General features: G+C 52.4%; 19 protein-coding genes. 7 read left to right on the top strand and 12 right to left on the bottom strand.

The window, feature by feature from the left end:
- Positions 1 to 4 precede the first annotated feature (4 nt).
- The 4 genes from E3U32_RS07630 (at position 5) to E3U32_RS07615 (ending at position 4,250) form a co-directional block, all read left to right on the top strand.
- Positions 5 to 1,378, top strand: a complete 1,374-nt coding sequence (locus tag E3U32_RS07630) for a glycoside hydrolase family 1 protein (protein WP_134348287.1) — start codon at positions 5 to 7, stop codon at positions 1,376 to 1,378.
- 11 nt (positions 1,379 to 1,389) lie between these two features.
- Entirely contained in the window at positions 1,390 to 1,692 is a 303-nt protein-coding gene (locus E3U32_RS07625) for a PTS lactose/cellobiose transporter subunit IIA (protein ID WP_008500136.1), read from the top strand.
- 138 nt (positions 1,693 to 1,830) lie between these two features.
- Complete coding sequence (locus E3U32_RS07620; RefSeq protein ID WP_134348286.1) at positions 1,831 to 3,210, top strand: carbohydrate porin; 1,380 nt, start codon at positions 1,831 to 1,833, stop codon at positions 3,208 to 3,210.
- A 134-nt stretch (positions 3,211 to 3,344) separates the two neighbouring features.
- Positions 3,345 to 4,250, top strand: coding sequence for a DMT family transporter (locus E3U32_RS07615; RefSeq protein ID WP_134348285.1), 906 nt, complete (start codon positions 3,345 to 3,347; stop codon positions 4,248 to 4,250).
- Between the two features lies 1 nt (position 4,251).
- On the opposite strand, the gene E3U32_RS07610 is transcribed toward E3U32_RS07615, so the two are convergent.
- Genes E3U32_RS07610 through nepI form a run of 3 tightly spaced genes read right to left on the bottom strand, consistent with a single transcriptional unit; the run spans position 4,252 to position 6,012 of the window.
- Positions 4,252 to 4,518 carry a Txe/YoeB family addiction module toxin gene (locus tag E3U32_RS07610; protein WP_041911701.1) on the bottom strand — a complete coding sequence of 89 codons (267 nt, stop codon included), beginning with the start codon at positions 4,516 to 4,518 and terminating at the stop codon, positions 4,252 to 4,254.
- On the bottom strand, positions 4,493 to 4,765 hold the full coding sequence (locus tag E3U32_RS07605) for a type II toxin-antitoxin system Phd/YefM family antitoxin (RefSeq protein ID WP_134348284.1): 273 nt from the start codon (positions 4,763 to 4,765) through the stop codon (positions 4,493 to 4,495). The genes E3U32_RS07610 and E3U32_RS07605 overlap by 26 nt, the downstream gene beginning before the upstream one ends.
- A gap of 56 nt (positions 4,766 to 4,821) precedes the next feature.
- Positions 4,822 to 6,012, bottom strand: coding sequence for a purine ribonucleoside efflux pump NepI (gene nepI, locus E3U32_RS07600; protein ID WP_134348283.1), 1,191 nt, complete (start codon positions 6,010 to 6,012; stop codon positions 4,822 to 4,824).
- 207 nt (positions 6,013 to 6,219) lie between these two features.
- On the opposite strand from nepI, the gene E3U32_RS07595 reads away from it, so the two are divergent.
- On the top strand, positions 6,220 to 7,218 hold the full coding sequence (locus E3U32_RS07595) for an aldo/keto reductase (protein WP_134348282.1): 999 nt from the start codon (positions 6,220 to 6,222) through the stop codon (positions 7,216 to 7,218).
- Between the two features lie 67 nt (positions 7,219 to 7,285).
- Here E3U32_RS07595 and E3U32_RS07590 read toward each other — a convergent pair whose 3' ends face one another.
- Genes E3U32_RS07590 through E3U32_RS07555 form a run of 8 tightly spaced genes read right to left on the bottom strand, consistent with a single transcriptional unit; the run spans position 7,286 to position 13,210 of the window.
- Positions 7,286 to 8,461: an acetyl-CoA C-acetyltransferase gene (locus tag E3U32_RS07590; protein WP_134348281.1), complete on the bottom strand. Its 1,176-nt coding sequence runs from the start codon at positions 8,459 to 8,461 to the stop codon at positions 7,286 to 7,288.
- On the bottom strand, positions 8,458 to 8,871 hold the full coding sequence (locus E3U32_RS07585; RefSeq protein WP_134348280.1) for a carboxymuconolactone decarboxylase family protein: 414 nt from the start codon (positions 8,869 to 8,871) through the stop codon (positions 8,458 to 8,460). Before E3U32_RS07585 ends, E3U32_RS07590 begins: the two co-directional genes overlap by 4 nt.
- Complete coding sequence (locus E3U32_RS07580) at positions 8,858 to 10,078, bottom strand: MFS transporter (RefSeq protein WP_045285310.1); 1,221 nt, start codon at positions 10,076 to 10,078, stop codon at positions 8,858 to 8,860. The genes E3U32_RS07585 and E3U32_RS07580 overlap by 14 nt, the downstream gene beginning before the upstream one ends.
- Before the next feature lie 21 nt (positions 10,079 to 10,099).
- Entirely contained in the window at positions 10,100 to 10,750 is a 651-nt protein-coding gene (locus tag E3U32_RS07575) for an HAD family hydrolase (protein WP_134348279.1), read from the bottom strand.
- Between the two features lie 3 nt (positions 10,751 to 10,753).
- Entirely contained in the window at positions 10,754 to 10,978 is a 225-nt protein-coding gene (locus E3U32_RS07570; protein WP_047347457.1) for a tautomerase family protein, read from the bottom strand.
- Positions 10,979 to 10,985: 7 nt separating this feature from the next.
- The gene (locus E3U32_RS07565; RefSeq protein ID WP_047347456.1) at positions 10,986 to 11,819 is read right to left on the bottom strand and encodes a hypothetical protein; all 834 of its coding nucleotides are present in this window, start codon (positions 11,817 to 11,819) and stop codon (positions 10,986 to 10,988) included.
- On the bottom strand, positions 11,812 to 12,588 hold the full coding sequence (locus tag E3U32_RS07560) for an AfsA-related hotdog domain-containing protein (RefSeq protein ID WP_134348278.1): 777 nt from the start codon (positions 12,586 to 12,588) through the stop codon (positions 11,812 to 11,814). Before E3U32_RS07560 ends, E3U32_RS07565 begins: the two co-directional genes overlap by 8 nt.
- Before the next feature lie 10 nt (positions 12,589 to 12,598).
- Positions 12,599 to 13,210, bottom strand: coding sequence for a hypothetical protein (locus tag E3U32_RS07555; RefSeq protein ID WP_063430882.1), 612 nt, complete (start codon positions 13,208 to 13,210; stop codon positions 12,599 to 12,601).
- A gap of 187 nt (positions 13,211 to 13,397) precedes the next feature.
- Between E3U32_RS07555 and E3U32_RS07550 the strand changes: the two genes are divergently transcribed.
- Positions 13,398 to 14,318: a LysR family transcriptional regulator gene (locus tag E3U32_RS07550; RefSeq protein WP_134348277.1), complete on the top strand. Its 921-nt coding sequence runs from the start codon at positions 13,398 to 13,400 to the stop codon at positions 14,316 to 14,318.
- Here the strand turns inward: E3U32_RS07550 and E3U32_RS07545 are convergent.
- Entirely contained in the window at positions 14,315 to 14,767 is a 453-nt protein-coding gene (locus E3U32_RS07545; protein ID WP_134348276.1) for a DUF1198 domain-containing protein, read from the bottom strand. The two genes, E3U32_RS07550 and E3U32_RS07545, sit on opposite strands and share 4 nt — an antisense overlap.
- Before the next feature lie 197 nt (positions 14,768 to 14,964).
- On the opposite strand from E3U32_RS07545, the gene E3U32_RS07540 reads away from it, so the two are divergent.
- Positions 14,965 to 15,765: an MBL fold metallo-hydrolase gene (locus E3U32_RS07540; protein WP_134348275.1), complete on the top strand. Its 801-nt coding sequence runs from the start codon at positions 14,965 to 14,967 to the stop codon at positions 15,763 to 15,765.
- The last annotated feature ends 34 nt before the right edge of the window (positions 15,766 to 15,799 follow it).

Genomic DNA, 15,799 nt, shown 5'->3' with positions numbered 1-15,799 from the left:
AGTCATGAAATACGCATTTCCCGATAACTTCTGGTGGGGCAGCGCAAGCTCCGCTCTCCAGACGGAAGGGGCAAGAGAGGGTGAAACCACGTGGGATTTCTGGTTTGCCCGCGAGCCGAACCGTTTTCACAACGGCGTGGGGCCGCAGCAGACCTCCACGTTTTATCAGCACTGGAAAACGGATATTCAGCTGTTAAAGCAGCTGAACCACAACAGCTTTCGTACCTCGATTAGCTGGGCGCGCCTGATCCCCGACGGTATCGGTGAAGTGAACCCGGAAGCAGTCGATTTTTACAATCAGGTCATTGATGAGCTGAATGAACAGGGCATCACGCCGTTTATCACCCTGTTCCATTTCGACATGCCGATGGCGATGCAGGAAATCGGCGGCTGGGAAAACCGCGACGTGGTGGACGCTTACGCCCGCTATGCGCAGATTTGCTTCGACCTGTTTGGCGATCGCGTGCTGCACTGGTTTACCTTCAACGAGCCGATTGTCCCGGTTGAGGGCGGTTATCTCTACGACTTCCACTATCCGAACGTGGTGGATTTCCGTCGGGCGGCTACCGTGGCGTATCACACCGTGTTGGCCCACGCGAAGGCCGTTCAGGCTTACCGCACCGGACATTACGCGGGTGAGATCGGCATCGTGCTGAACCTGACCCCGTCTTACCCGCGGTCGCAAAACCCGGCTGACGTGAAAGCGGCGCACGTTGCGGATCTGATGTTTAACCGCAGCTTCCTCGACCCGGTGCTGCGCGGGGAGTATCCGGCCGACCTGGTGGCGTTACTGAAATCCTACGATCAGCTGCCCGCCTGCAAGCCGGAAGACGGTTTCCTGATTGCGGAAGGGAAAATCGACCTGCTCGGCATTAACTACTATCAGCCGCGTCGCGTGAAGTGTCGCGACAGCGCGGTGAACCCACAGGCACCGTTTATGCCAGAGTGGTTCTTTGATAGCTACGAGATGCCGGGCCGCAAGATGAACCCGTACCGCGGCTGGGAAATCTACGAGCCGGGTATTTACGATATTCTGGTCAACCTGCGCGATAATTACGGCAACCCACGCTGCTTTATTTCTGAAAATGGCATGGGCGTCGAAAACGAGCAGCGCTTTATTGAGAACGGCCAAATAAACGATCAATACCGCATCGAGTTTATTTCCGGGCATTTAACCTGGCTGCATAAAGGTATTAGCGAAGGGTGCAATTGTCTTGGCTACCATATGTGGACATTTATAGATAACTGGTCGTGGTGCAATGCGTATAAAAATCGCTACGGATTTATCCAGCTCGATTTAGAGACGCAGCAGCGCACCATTAAAAAGAGCGGAGAGTGGTTTGCTGCCACCTCTTTGAATAATAGTTTCGAGATATAGAGAAAGAGATGATGATTGCCTTAGAAGAAGCCGTAATGGAAATCATCGTCAATGCTGGTCAGTCGCGCAGCCTGTGCTTTGAAGCACTGCACGCTGCGCGTCAGGGCAACATCGACGAAGCCAAAAGCCTGCTGCGCGAAGCCGATGGCTACGCGCGCCAGGCGCACAAGATGCAGACCAAACTGATCGAGCAGGATGCGGGTGAAGCCCGCCAGCCGATGACCTTAATTATGGTGCACGCGCAGGATCATTTAATGAATTCGCTATTAGCGCGTGAATTGTCTGAAGAAATTATTCATTTATATCAGAGATAGTCTATGGCGAAATAATGTTAATGTAATACCTCTGTACCTTAAATAGAATTCCACTTGTTCTGATGATAGCGACATATTCTGTCAGATCGGAGCGGGATGGTTATTGTCTGAATAAAACTAAACTATATTGAGATAACCATGAATACGATTAAAAAACTTCCATTAACCATGGCGGTTATCGCCGCGCTTTGCCCAATTTCCGTGCTCGCACAAGAATTTACGCAGGAGCAAATCGACGCCATTGTGGCAAAAGCGGTGGACAAAGCGCTGGCTGAGCGTCAGGCCAAAATGGATGCCGCCGTCGCGAAAAAAGCCGACGTGGTGACCGAGCCGCAAAGCGCGGCGCAATCGCCGGATATGGCGATTCCATTCGGCATTAAGTTTACCGGCTACGCCCGCTACGGAGCGCACTTCCAGGCGGCCGATCAGAAATACGTAGCGGTAGACGGTTCCTATAACGGCGCGTCCGCCATTGGTCGTCTCGGTAACGAAGGCAACGGCGGGGAATTCCAGCTATCCAAAGCCTTTAAGGGTGAAAACGGCGCCATCTGGGACATCAACGTGATGATCGACCACTGGGGCGACGAAGTTAACCTGAAAAAGGCCTACGCCGGGGTGACCAACATTATGGCCTCCAACCCGAACGCCTACTTCTGGGCCGGCCGTGACTTCCACCAGCGTCCGCAGCAGGGCATCAACGATTACTTCTGGATGAACCACGACGGCCAGGGCGCCGGGGTGAAGAACTTCGATATCGGCGGCGTGCAGTTTGACGTCGCCACCGTGGCGGCGGTGGAATCCTGTAGCCCGGAAGTGATGGAAGACGAAGCGAACCCGTCGCGCATCACCTGTACCGGCGGTTCCGGCACGGGCGACAAAGGCAACTACGCCGCCACCTCAAAAATTCACGGCATGAAGCTCGGCCCCATCGACATGGAGCTGTATGCCAACTACGGCTTTGACTCCAAAGCCGTTGATAGCGACGAGCGTCTGAACGCCTGGCAGGGCGGCGTGGTGCTGAGCCACACCAATGACAGCGGCGTGAACAAGGTGATCGCCCGTTACTCTGATAACGCGGACAACAGCGTGTTCAACAAAACCGAGGATCTGACCACGGTCTACGCCAGCTTCGAAGGGCTGTACAAATTCACCCAGGCCACGCAGGTGGAGTACATCCTCGCCTTCCACGACTACGACAACAGCCGCGATAAAACCGATAACCGTAAGAACTACAACGCCATCGTGCGCCCGATGCACTGGTGGAACGACGTTCACTCCACCTGGCTGGAAGCGGGCTGGCAGCATGTTGATTATGACAACGGCGGCGATAACAAAGGCTGGAAGCTGACCCTGTCGCAGAACATGTCTATCGCCATGGGGCCGGAGTTCCGTCCGATGCTGCGCTTCTACGTGACCGGCGGCAAAGTGGATAACGAACGCACCGCGCGCGTGAACGGCACCAAAGACGAAACGCTGGACGACTTCAACGTCGGCGCGATGTGGGAGGCGTGGTTCTAGTAGAGCGTCGTTTGTTTCGCCCGGCGGCGCTGCGCTTGCACGGGCCTACAAGGTTTTGTAGGCCGGGTAAGCGTAGCGCCACCCGGCAAGATCCCATGTTATGCTACAAAAAAACCAACATAGCAGGGGAGAACATGGGTTCCACACGTAGAGGGATGCTAAACGTCCTGATCGCCGCCGTTTTATGGGGCAGTTCAGGCGTTTGCGCGCAGTACATCATGGAGAAAAGCCACATTTCTTCGCCTTACCTGACTATGGTTCGCCTGCTGTTTACCGGCGTGATCCTGCTGACCTTATCCTTCGTTCACGGCGACAAGATTTTCTCGGTCATCAGACATCGCAAAGACGCCCTCAGCCTGCTGATTTTCTCGCTGGTTGGCGCACTTACCGTGCAGCTCACCTTCCTGCTGACGATTGAAAAATCCAACGCCGCTACCGCCACCGTGCTGCAGTTTCTGTCCCCGACCATCATCGTGGCGTGGTTTGCCCTGGCGCGGAAAAAGCGCCCCGGCGTGTTTGTCCTGTCCGCCATCATGACGTCGCTTGTCGGTACCTTCCTGCTGGTCACCCACGGCGATCCGACCTCGCTCTCCATCTCACCTGCCGCGCTGTTCTTCGGCATTGCCTCGGCCTTTGCCGCGGCGTTTTACACCACGTACCCGTCAACGCTGATTGCCCGCTACGGCACGCTGCCGATTGTCGGCTGGAGTATGTTAATTGCGGGATGCATGCTGACGCCGTTCTACGCCGGACGCGGCACCACTTTTACGATCGACGGCAGCCTGCTGCTGGCGTTCTTCTATCTGGTGGTGATCGGCACGGCGCTGACGTTCAGCCTGTATCTGAAAGGCGCGCAGATGATCGGCGGGCCGAAGGCGAGCATTCTGAGCTGCGCCGAGCCGCTGAGCAGCGCGTTACTGTCGGTTATTTTGCTGGGCGTGGCGTTCACCCTGCCCGACTGGCTGGGCACGCTGCTGATTGTGTCGTCAGTGGTGTTGATTTCGATGGATTCGAGAAGACGGGTTCAGACATCGGCATGATTTATGAATAATAGTGATAGCGGCACATCAGAATGGTGAGCGCGCTATCCGACACACCGTAAACCAGACGGTCAGTGTCGTTGATCCGGCGGGACCAGTATCCGGAAAGATTGCCTTTAAGCGGTTCCGGCTTACCCAGGCCATCGAAGGGTTGACGCTTCGCATCTTCAATTAATTTATTGATTCTGCGAAGCGTTTTCTTATCTTGCTCCTGCCACCACAAGTAATCATCCCAGCCGTTATCAGTCCAAATCAGTAGCCTGGTCATCTATCAGATCCCTCTGCGTGGTTTTTCCCGTGCTTGCCTGTGCGATTGACTCCATCAGTCGGCTGGCGTTGGCAGGCGAACTCATCAGATGGATGGTTTCCATCATTGAGTTGTAGTGCTGCAGAGACATCACTACCGCATCACCACCGTTGCGACGGCTGATAATGGTTGTCTCCACGTTGTCATTCACGTCGTCCAACACATCTTTGAGTCGGCTTCGCGCTTCGGTAAACGTCACAACCTGCATACTTCCTCCTGTACAAGTTACGGTACAAGTATATCGCCGAAGTGACTATTTATCAATCAACGCGCCTTAACCTTCCCCGCCACCAGCAGCGCCGTCAGCAGCATCAGCGTGCCGGAAATCACCAGCGGTGACGTCAGCCCCAGATGGTCGAGCGCAACGCCGCCCACCGCCGCGCCGCAGGTGTTCGCCAGCTGGATCACCGCCACCTGAATCGACCCGGCTTTTTCGGCCTGATCGGCAAGCGTTCGGGTGATCCACGTCGACCAGCCCACCGGGATCAGCGCAAAGGCAAAGCCCCAGATAATCGCAACCGCAGAGGCCACCCACTTATCGCTGCCCCACAGCACCAGCACCGCTGCACTGACAGCCAGCACCAGAGGCGCCCCCGCCAGCGCCACTTTCAGGGAGCGTTTCAGGAACTGGGACGACAGCGAGGTGCCGACAAAGCTGGCGATACCGAAGCTCAGGAGCACCAGCGTCAGACCGTCCACGTCAAAGCCCGCCATGGTCATAAACACCGGACGGATATAGGTGAAGAAGGCAAACTGCCCGGCAAAGGCCATAAAGATGGCGGTCATCCCCGCCAGCACGCCAGGGCGTTTAAGCAGGCTGAACATGTTCTGTTTGTGATGCGCCGCTTCGCCCGGCAGCGACGGCAGCGCTTTCCAAACCCAAATGATGCAGAGCAGGCCCATCACCGCCGCCGCGTTAAAGACGTTACGCCAGCCGATAATCCCGCCGAGGAAACTGCCTAACGGCGCGGCGATCACCAGTGCGATGGAGACCGCGCCAAAGATAACGGACAGGGCTTTTGGCACGGTACGCGCGGGTACCAGGCGCATGGTCAACGAGGCGGACATTGCCCAGAAGCCGCCTAACCCCAGTCCGAGACAGGCGCGCCCCAGCAGCAGCAGGGTGAAGCTTTCAGCGAAGGAGACCAGCAGGCAGGAGAGCGTCAGCAGGACGCTAAAAAGAATGACCACTTTACGGCGGTCAATCGCGCCAATCACCTGCGTGATAAACAGGCTGGCGAACATCGCCACAAAGGCGGTGACGGTAACAGACTGCCCCGCCACGCCTTCAGAAATGCCCAGGTCCTGCGCCATCGGGGTCAGCAGGCTCACCGGCAGAAACTCAACAGTAATCAGGCAGGCGACGCAGAATGCCACAGAGAAAACCGCCGACCAGTTGGGGCGAGAAACCTCTTTGGTCTGCGGTTTGGTCGAAGGCTGGATATGTTCTGTCATGGCGTCACCTGAAGATAAAAACGTGCGGAAAAGTCGCGCAGTTTATCATCAAAAGTGTGATGAATTTAACGTTTAGACAACTTTTGACGTTTTTAATGGGCCAGGAGGGAGAGCATCGTCGACTGATACCTTTTCAGCATAACGAAAATGAAAATTCAGTATCCACATTTGAGGTGAAACAATCATAGCGTCTGAAAAGGAGAAACTATGAAAACACGTACTTTATCTCAAAATCTTACCGTCAGTGCTGTCGGCTATGGTGCCATGGGTCTGAGTGAATTTTATGGCCAGACTAATGACAAAGCCTCACTGCAGGTATTGCATAGCCTCATCGATCTGAACGTGACGTTTATTGATACCGCAAATTTATATGGCCGTGGTCATAATGAAAGACTAATCGGTCATTTTCTTGCCGGGCTGGATAAAAGCACTCGCGAGCAGTTCAAAATAGCCACGAAGTGCGGCATCGACCGCTCGCCTGACGAGTCTTACGCCCGCACCATCAACAATACGCCTGACTATATCATCCGCTGCTGTAATGAGTCCCTCAAGCGGCTTGGCGTGGAGCGAATCGACCTCTTTTATCTACACAGACTGAGTAACGCCACACCGGTCGAAGAGAGTATGGATTGTCTGCGCACCCTGGTTAAAGAGGGCAAGATCAACCACATCGGCCTTTGCGAAGTGTCGGCTGCAACGCTGCAACGGGCCCATGCGGTACATCCAGTCACCGCACTGCAAACGGAATATTCTCTGTGGACACGCGACATCGAGGAAAGCATTCTGCCGGTCGTGAAAGAGTTAGGCATCGGTCTGGTGCCCTACTCGCCTCTTGGCAGAGGCTTCCTGACGGGAAAATACCTGAACAATAGCGACTTTGCAGAAGGTGATTTCCGTAGAAATAACGAACGTTTTGTTCAGTCCAGCCTCGATCATAATCGCCAACTGCTCGATGTCATCCACCCGCTGGCGGCGAAGTACGGCTGTACCGCAGGTCAGATTGCCCTTGCCTGGCTGTTAGCGCAATACGATAAGCTTGTGCCCATTCCTGGCACTAAGCACCTCAACTATCTGACCGAGAATGCGCAAGCTGCCGACATTGTGCTTGAGATGAATGACATTGAATCATTGAATAACCTTCATCGCCGGATAGCGATCAAAGGCGATCGCTATTCCGCCGAGGGTATGAAGGGCGTGAACGCCTGATACCTCATCATGAAATAAAAAAACCGGGTTTCCCCGGTTTTTTTATTTCTACGGATACGCCGAGCCGTCAGCGATAAACGCTCAACGCGACGCCTTCCCCACCGCCTACGCACAGTGCGGCGACGCCACGCTTGCCGTCGTTACGGACCAGGGAATGAACCAGCGTCACCAAAATCCGGCAGCCAGATGCGCCTATCGCATGCCCAAGCGCGATGGCCCCGCCGTAAGGATTGATACGATCCGGGGAAATCCCAGCCAGCTGAATCACCGCCAGCGCCTGGGCGGCAAACGCTTCGTTGGATTCAAGGTGATCGACATCCTCAGGCTTCCATCCCGAGCGGGAAAGACAGTCGGCAATGGCTTGAATCGGGGCTGCCCCCATTAATGCCGGCTGGATACCGGAATTGGTAAACACGCCCAGCGAAGCCAGAACCGGCAAGCCACGCGCTTCGGCGGTATCACGCGTACAAAGCAGCACCGCAGCGGCACCGTCATTCAGCGATGACGCATTTCCCGCCGTCACCGTTCCCTCTTTTCGGAAGACAGGCCTCAGCTTCGTCAATTTTTCAATACTGGTTGCACGCGGCCCTTCATCCCTCTCCACGCTAATCGTTTCGCCTTTTCGCGTCAGCCACTCAACCGGCACAATTTCGCGCTCAAAAATGCCGCGCGCCTGCGCTTCAAGCGCATTGTGGTGAGAGACAAGGGCATACTCATCCTGCATTTCGCGGCTGATACCAAACTCCGTTGCAACATTCTCAGCGGTGATACCCATATGATAATCATTGAAGGCATCCCAGAGCCCGTCAGAAACCAGGCTATCTTTGAGAGTGATATCACCCAGCCGCGTTCCGCTACGCGACGTCATGGCGATATGCGGCGCGTTGGACATACTCTCCTGACCGCCGGCGATAACAAACTCAGCCTCACCCGTCTGAAGCGCCTGCATACCTAGATGGACCGCCTTAAGCCCGGAACCACACACTTTATTGATTGTCAGACATTGCGTTTCTACCGGTAATCCGGCATTCAGGGCCGACTGCCGGGCCGGATTCTGACCACAGCCCGCAGTAAGTACCTGTCCCATAATGACCTGAGAGATATCACTGGCCTCTACGCCAGATTCTTTCAGGAGCGCCTGAATGACCCGGCTTCCCAGGTCAGAGGCGGAATGCTCCGCAAGCGCGCCCTGAAATGCGCCCGTCGCCGTGCGGCGGGCTGCAATAATGACAACCTCGCTCATGCGCCTTCCCCTTTCAGTCCTGGCAAGGTATGACCCGTCGCGGCCATTGCCGCCCGGTATGCAGTAAGACCATTCATACAGGCGGGAATGCCAGCATACACCGCCATCTGAATCACGATTTCAAGCAGCTCTTCCGGCGTCACGCCCGTGTTGAGCGCGCCTCTCATATGCAGTTCCAGCTGCGGCATGGCATTACCCAGCGTCACAAGCGAGGCGACGGTCAGCATTTCGCGCGTTTTGAGATCCAGTCCCGGACGCCCCACCACATCCCCGAACGCATAGTCGGTAATCAGGGCGGGCAGCCCCGGGTCCAGCTCGCTCAGGCGGCGGGTAACTTTATCCGCAAGTCCCGCTTCAAGACGGTCCATAATCTCTCTGCCATAGCGCGTGCGGTCATTAATTTGACTCATAAGATTTCTCCAGTGGGGACTGTTTTGCGGTCAACGTTGCAGGAATAACCGCGACAAGCAGAACGGACAGGCCGATGGCCGTGCCGGCGACGATATACAGGAGCGGCATTGAAAATGCTGAAACCATCCAGGCACCGACCGACGCGCCGATACCAATGGCGGTATTGAAAAACGAAACGTAGATTGCGGAGGCCGGAAAAGCTTTATCTTCAGCCATACGTAAAACCCACGTCTGGAAGCCGACAAATATTCCTGACACGGCAACGCCCCAGACAATCATGCTGATGAATATCAACGCAGCAGAGAGCGAGGAACCAGACAGGCCCAGGAACAGCAGCACTGCACAGATCAGCAGTACAGACAAAGAGACCGTCAGCTTGAGATACTTATCAATCAACACGCCGGTCAGAAAGTTACCGGCCAGACCCGCGATGCCGTAAACAAAAAGCACAGCGGGAATAAACGCGGTGGACAGTAAACTCTGCGTGTGCAGCCAGGGTTCAATGTACGTAAAGGCGGCAAAGTGGGCCGTAACGGCCAGCAGGGTAGCGGAGTAAATTTTCCACAAGGTAGACGATTTCAGCACGCCTTTAAGCGCATCCAGGCCAAGCGCACTTTTGCTGGTGATCTGGGGAACAAGCACGCTAATACCCACAAAGGCAATTACGCTCAGCGCGGCCATCAGCCAAAATGCCTGCCGCCAGCCGAAGTGAATACCAATGTAGTTGGATACCGGCACGCCAAAAACGCTTGCTGCGGAGACGCCACCAAATACGATTGACGTCGCCGCCCCAATATATCTGGCAGGAACGATAGCAACCGCCGTTGCGCCGATCATCGCCCAGAATGCACCGTGAGCAAGCGCACCCAGCACTCGGGCGCTAAGCAGCATGCTGTAGGTGTTTACCGTCGCGGCCATGATGTTGGAGATCAGAAGCACCACGGTGAGCACGAGTAAAAGGCGTTTCTTGGCCACATTGCCTAAAAAGACGGATGCAAACAACGCACTCAACGCTCCCACCCAGGCATAAAGCGACACGGTCATGCCCACCGCGGATTCCGAAGACTGTAGCCCCTCTGCGATTGGCGTTAATAATCCGACCGGCGCCAGTTCGGTAGTGACAATAGTAAACGTTGAAATAGCCAGAATGAATAAAGCAAGCCATGACCTTAACGTCATATTTTGCAAAGAGAGTTCTGAAGTCATACTACTTACCTCAATGATAGTTTAAATAATTTGCCAATTTTTTTCTGTTGCATATCTGGTAAGCGCGGAATGCTCTCCCACACACACGGGATGCCCGATGGCTTCGAGCATTGGAATATCCGAAAGATCGTCACCGTAGGCATAACAATCCACCGGGTTAATTTCCTTATTCCGGCAAAACGTCATAAGCGCGTCTTTTTTACCCGCTCCAATGGTTTGCGGCAGGCCGATTTCACCCGTTAACTCACCTGCTTCATTTATTATGACCGGCGCACAGAGTACATCCGTTACCCCAAGGTATTTCGCAATGGGTGAAAGAATCGGAAGCATAGAGCCAGATATAAATACGGTGTACATATTCTGGCGCTGATGTTTTTTCAGTGCTGCAACAGCGCTCTCAATAAAAAACTCATTTTCCAGCTTACGCCTGAACCATTCCTCACCCATTTCGTCCAGATAACGACGAGATACACCTTTAAACTGGCGATAATACTCTCGGTTCAGCGTCTCCCTTGGCACACCGTTTTTTACGTCGGCGCGAAAGCGAGACATAAAGCGCTGAAGACGACCGTGTTGATTATTTCCCCTGCACCAGAAATCATAAAAATCAAACATACTTTTAATATTTATAAGCGTCTCATCAACGTCAAAAAATGCGGCGTGTTTACGCAAAGCCTATTCCTCGTAGTTTTTTCTTCGACTCTTAACCGGGAAATCTTTATCCGTACCAGGCACGCCTGCATCCGCCCAGCGGGAAGGCGGAATTTCAGAAACCACCACGGAAATTTTATCCAGCGGTGCACCTGTATTTTTGTGAACGGCAAACGTAATATCTTCCTGTAGCCTGATGATTTGATTTTCATCTTTCGTCGGCCAGGTCATCACATGAACAAACGGCATACTTTTCTCACTCTATAGTTGTAAATTCATCGAAGGAACGGCCTTTGAGTTTTAAATGGGCATGGATATCGCCTCCAAGACCGTAAAAACCAATTGCACCGCCGTAGCTCTGACGCGAGCTCATATAAAGTACGACTACGTTAATAATTCTGTTTCCTTTCCTCTCCGGTGCCGGAAAAGGATCGGTTAACTCAGCCCAATATTCGGCATTGCCTTCGCTATCGGTTATAAATACGTTGGGTATGCCCAGCGGGCCAGGCCTGCTCGGCGCCTCAGAGGCTAAATCGTTTTCCCTGAGGCTCATCACGGTATAAACGCTATCCGGAACAAGACTCCGGAACGAAAACGTGAACCGTGCTCGTTTTTTATCTTCGGACAACGTGACGTCAAAAGTTCCCTCTGCCTCAAGCCAGGCAGCGAGGGTGACAGGCTGGATGTCTCGCTTTCCATCGCTGCTGCGATAGTCCGCGATATAGCCGTCATGAAGCGGCACGCTCGGCCTCTTTTCTTTGTTGGCGTGCGGCCGCTGTTCCGGTGCAAAAATCATCCGATAGTTGTTCATCGGAATGGGTAAAGGAAGAGTATGAAGAATAATGTCCTTCAACGCGTCCTGGGGCATCTTTTCTATATCACACAGAATGTTATAGGGTGCGATTTCCCCAAATGCCGGAAGCGCGCTGTTCGGTGAGACAATGACGCTTCGCCACTGCAAACCGTTATCCCCAGGCACCATGCCAACTACGACAAAATTACCCTTCCCGTCCATGACCTCCGCAGGGGGGTAAAGCGGCCCCTGCGTGGTCGCAGCCAGACGGTATTTCTGGCTACGTAATTCAGGCATGCGTTACCCCCTGAACCACCCCTTGCTGCTGAACGATGGCCGCCTGCATGGCAACCTCAGCCAGAGATTTTTCTTTCTCTGTAATCAGGGCGGAAGGATAGACGGTGAACGACACATCCATTGTCGCGCAAAGCGTTTGGTGCTGAGTGACGCGTACCTGAGCCTTGAAACGCCCCCGGCGGTCGTTAATATCTTTTTCCAGAAATTCAAAATGGACCAGCGCCGGTAAAGGGAACAGGAAACTGGCAAAATTGATTGCCATGCTATTAATGACGTAATAGCGCCCACTTTCCTGCTGGTAAATAAACTCTTCGGTGACGCCGATAAAGGCCTGTCGGCTGGCTTCAACCAGCAGCATTCCCTGAATATGCTGACCCGTCTGGTGATCCGCCATCAATTCGCAACGTTCGTCGATTAACAGAGGCATCGCATAAAGGTCGGGATTATGCTCAGCCTGTTCCGCAGGTCCTATAAGTACGTTCTGTTCCAGTTTTTTATGGCAATGTGCATTTTTTTTGTCGCTAACCAGTTTTTCCAGAGAGCACATTTTTAGTTTATTACCATGAATTGCGTTTCTTGCCTGGTTTGAAATTACTTTTCCGGCAAAATCCTTGCGCACGCCCTGCCCAACAATAATTTCGTGTTCTTTATCTATGATATTCGCAGGGATCTGAGTCAATAATTCAAGCTGAGATATAGTCAGTACATCTTTACCGTTGGCAAATTCATTAAATTTATCGCCAACAACAACCAACTTTTTACAGTTCATTCATTGTTCCTCAACAACAGCAAGCACGGTAGATGCGCGTATAAAGGCCGTCATTGCCGCCAGTGATAAAGTTGTCGCCGGCCTGCTGAATGATTTCCTGGTAACGCGCATTGGTAAATGCTTCTTTATATGCTGCTTTATCGCCGTTGAATGAGGAGATAAACATTACGCCCGGAACGCCACTGATCAGAGAATGAAACGCTTCGAAACTTTCAATCTTATCTTTGTTATCTCTTACCACATTAAAAATGGTTTCATCGCGCCACTGACGGTACTGCTGATAGTTATGCGCAGGCACTTCAACGTGACGAAGCTGGATATAAGTTGATTCTGGTAAGTTCTTTTTATTATCAATCGGGGATTCAACAAACTTAAGTAATTCGCGACGAATATCGGCAGAAAGAACATCAGAGAAACGATGGAACATGGATTCCATTTCACTCTCAACCCACGCAATTTCTTTAATATCGTTGAATGCGCGCAGTTCCAGCAATTCATTAACACCGTTTTCTTCACAGGAATAGTAGCGAACGTTTTCATTGCTTTTTAATGAAGTGAATTCTTTTTCAGAAAAAGCATTTTTTAATGGGAAGCGTGATACCAGTACATATTTAGACGACATAATTACTCCGAATATTGATTGAGTGAGGATTCGGATAGAAATTTATCAATACAGGAAACAATTGGAATTGTTAAATTTGTAATATATTTTTTGTATTACTGTTAAAACGGGTTTTGCTGCCTGCATTTAGCGTGTAATATCAAAATCGAAAAAAGACTAAATACCTTTTCGCATTCAGGACTCACGTATGGCCACAGCAGAACATTTAATCAGCAATAACCTGCCCAGTATCAAACAATTACAATGCTTTCTCGCTGTTGCACATGAACTGAATTTCCGTAAGGCTGCCGAACGTCTACGCATGACTCAACCGCCATTGACGCGTCAGATAAAGTGTCTGGAAGCGGTTCTGAAACGTCAGTTGTTCAGCCGCAGCACGCATGACGTTAGCCTCACTGAAGCAGGTCGTGCGCTGGTTGTTCAGGCAGAAAAAATACTTAAAGACATCAGTAATCTAAAAGAAGATCCTCTCTCTTCTGAAACGAGCCTGCGTATCGGGCTCACGCGGACGCTTAATTTTGAATATATTGAACCCGTGAATACCCAGCTTCAAAAAATGAACGCGGGAGATGATGTCGAAACGCCGGACCTGACGTCTGCCCAACTGCTGCAAAGCTTGTCAAAAAATATGCTGGATCTGGTGCTGACCGGTGAAAAAGGAACGGGTCATGAAGACATTGTTCAATACCGCTGGGTCTGCCAGGAACCGTTGCTCATCGCAATGCCCTCTTTACATCCTGCCAGCCTGAAAGAGAAAGTCGCGCTGGAGGATATTAGCGATCTTCCCATTTTCTGGTTTTCCAGAAGTGCTAACCCGTCATTCTACGACAAATGCGAAAGCTACTTTGATACGATGAAAACGCCGCTGAAGCGGATAAAAGAGCCGGATGATACCCTCGTGATGCTAAGCCGTATCGCAAGAGGGAAAGGATTTGCGCTGCTGCCTCAGTCGAAATGCACCTTTAATCAGGAAGGACTTTGCTACCGTGAACTCACGGACGCGGAGGCAAAAAGGTTAAACATAGATATCTATGCCGCCACCCGCCTCAATGAAAACAGAGAAGAAATTCTTAACGCTCAAAATATCCTGTGCGGAAAAACGGCTTAATGCAGATAAAACACACCCTCTTCCGGCAGGAAGAGCTGGTTATAGCGTAGCTGGAAGGCGTTAAGCTCCTGCGGATCGGGTTCCATCTCGCGCATAAAGCCAAGCGCCAGACGAATTTGCGCATCGGTAATGGGCGCGGCCAGGCGGGCTTTACGCAGCAAGCGGTGCCACGTATGCAGGTTCTCTTCGCTGCCATCGACAATGCAGACCTGCCAGATGAGCAACACCTGGGCGGCGTTTTGCATATGCGCCTCGTCGGGGCGCTCAAGATAACGAATAAACTCGTTGCCGGGCGTTTTACCGAACTGGTCGATCATCGACTCGACCGGCATCAGGGTGATCCCCAGCCGCTCGCTTAAGCGTTTGATGGCGCGGCGGGAATCTGAGGTCAGGATACGGAATCCGACCACAAACACCACGGCAAGCGTTGCCAGCATTATCCAGACCATGCGTTCTCCTTAGACTAGCCGCTCATCATAGCGGGAAACGCAGGGCGTCAACAGCGGGCAGAAGCATAATAGTGAACTGAAAAGCGCTGGAAAAAGGGCAGAAAACTTGTTTTAGTTTTTATGGGGACGATTGTATATCCACGGTGTATGGTCAACGACTGGCGGTAACGAATCATCACTTCAGGGAAAGAGCGAACATGTCCATAACTATCAGTGTCCTGCTGGAGAACCGACCTAACCCCGGCGCTAAAAACTTATTGCGGGCTAAAGCAGGGCTCAGCCTGTTTATACAGGATGAAAATGATTTCATTCTGTTTGATACCGGTCCTGATGATAGCTTCCTGCATAACGCAGGTCTGATGGGGGTCGATTTGACTCGCCTGACCGCAGCGGTACTTTCTCACGGGCACTATGACCACTGTGGCGGCGTTCCGTGGCTACCGGATAATTGCCGAATCGTATGCCATCCCCACGTGGCCTGCGAGCGCTACTCGGCAATACAGTTTTCAGGGTATACCGCCAGACTAAAAAAATTGTCGCTGAATAATGATTATTCACGCTACCGTATGGAATACAGCAGTACCCCGCTCCAGATTGGGGAGCGCTTTATGTGGTCAGGGGAGATCCCTGTCGCAAAACCGCACGCCTACGGTGTTATCGGCAGTAAAAATGCGAATACGGATTATGTAAAAGATGAAGGGGTTCTGATTTATAAATCTGACCGTGGCCTGGTCATTTTTATCGGCTGTGGGCACCGAGGGCTGATTGATATTGTGCGTCATTGCCAGAGAATAACCGGCATCAATCATATCCATGCAATTTTCGGCGGTTTCCATCTTCGCTGTGCGTCACCGCGTAAGCTCTGGGCAGTCAGGCAGTTTCTGCACGGCTTACAGCCCGACAAAATAATGGGCTGCCATTGTACGGGTAAATGGGGCAATTTATGGTTGCCGGGCACTGTCACCCCGTCAACAGGGGATATTTTTGTTCTGGGGTAGGTCTTAATTCAGCGAATAAAAAAGCCCGGCATCA

Origin of the sequence: Lelliottia nimipressuralis, assembly GCF_004402045.1 — a bacterium.
Lineage (GTDB): Bacteria > Pseudomonadota > Gammaproteobacteria > Enterobacterales > Enterobacteriaceae > Enterobacter > Enterobacter chinensis.
Note: the sequence above shows the minus strand (reverse complement) of the source record. Positions and strands in the feature narration are given on the sequence as shown.

Excerpts from the sequence above, each read along its gene's own strand:
- E3U32_RS07620 (WP_134348286.1), top strand. The coding sequence starts at position 1,831 with ATGAATACGATTAAAAAACTTCCATTAACCATGGCGGTTATCGCCGCG.
- nepI (WP_134348283.1), bottom strand. The coding sequence starts at position 6,012 with ATGACAGAACATATCCAGCCTTCGACCAAACCGCAGACCAAAGAGGTT.
- E3U32_RS07590 (WP_134348281.1), bottom strand. The coding sequence starts at position 8,461 with ATGAGCGAGGTTGTCATTATTGCAGCCCGCCGCACGGCGACGGGCGCA.
- E3U32_RS07585 (WP_134348280.1), bottom strand. The coding sequence starts at position 8,871 with ATGAGTCAAATTAATGACCGCACGCGCTATGGCAGAGAGATTATGGAC.
- E3U32_RS07615 (WP_134348285.1), top strand. The coding sequence starts at position 3,345 with ATGGGTTCCACACGTAGAGGGATGCTAAACGTCCTGATCGCCGCCGTT.
- E3U32_RS07565 (WP_047347456.1), bottom strand. The coding sequence starts at position 11,819 with ATGCCTGAATTACGTAGCCAGAAATACCGTCTGGCTGCGACCACGCAG.
- E3U32_RS07545 (WP_134348276.1), bottom strand. The coding sequence starts at position 14,767 with ATGGTCTGGATAATGCTGGCAACGCTTGCCGTGGTGTTTGTGGTCGGA.
- E3U32_RS07560 (WP_134348278.1), bottom strand. The coding sequence starts at position 12,588 with ATGAACTGTAAAAAGTTGGTTGTTGTTGGCGATAAATTTAATGAATTT.
- E3U32_RS07605 (WP_134348284.1), bottom strand. The coding sequence starts at position 4,765 with ATGCAGGTTGTGACGTTTACCGAAGCGCGAAGCCGACTCAAAGATGTG.
- E3U32_RS07625 (WP_008500136.1), top strand. The coding sequence starts at position 1,390 with ATGATTGCCTTAGAAGAAGCCGTAATGGAAATCATCGTCAATGCTGGT.
- E3U32_RS07630 (WP_134348287.1), top strand. The coding sequence starts at position 5 with ATGAAATACGCATTTCCCGATAACTTCTGGTGGGGCAGCGCAAGCTCC.
- E3U32_RS07580 (WP_045285310.1), bottom strand. The coding sequence starts at position 10,078 with ATGACTTCAGAACTCTCTTTGCAAAATATGACGTTAAGGTCATGGCTT.
- E3U32_RS07595 (WP_134348282.1), top strand. The coding sequence starts at position 6,220 with ATGAAAACACGTACTTTATCTCAAAATCTTACCGTCAGTGCTGTCGGC.
- E3U32_RS07570 (WP_047347457.1), bottom strand. The coding sequence starts at position 10,978 with ATGCCGTTTGTTCATGTGATGACCTGGCCGACGAAAGATGAAAATCAA.
- E3U32_RS07550 (WP_134348277.1), top strand. The coding sequence starts at position 13,398 with ATGGCCACAGCAGAACATTTAATCAGCAATAACCTGCCCAGTATCAAA.
- E3U32_RS07555 (WP_063430882.1), bottom strand. The coding sequence starts at position 13,210 with ATGTCGTCTAAATATGTACTGGTATCACGCTTCCCATTAAAAAATGCT.
- E3U32_RS07540 (WP_134348275.1), top strand. The coding sequence starts at position 14,965 with ATGTCCATAACTATCAGTGTCCTGCTGGAGAACCGACCTAACCCCGGC.
- E3U32_RS07610 (WP_041911701.1), bottom strand. The coding sequence starts at position 4,518 with ATGACCAGGCTACTGATTTGGACTGATAACGGCTGGGATGATTACTTG.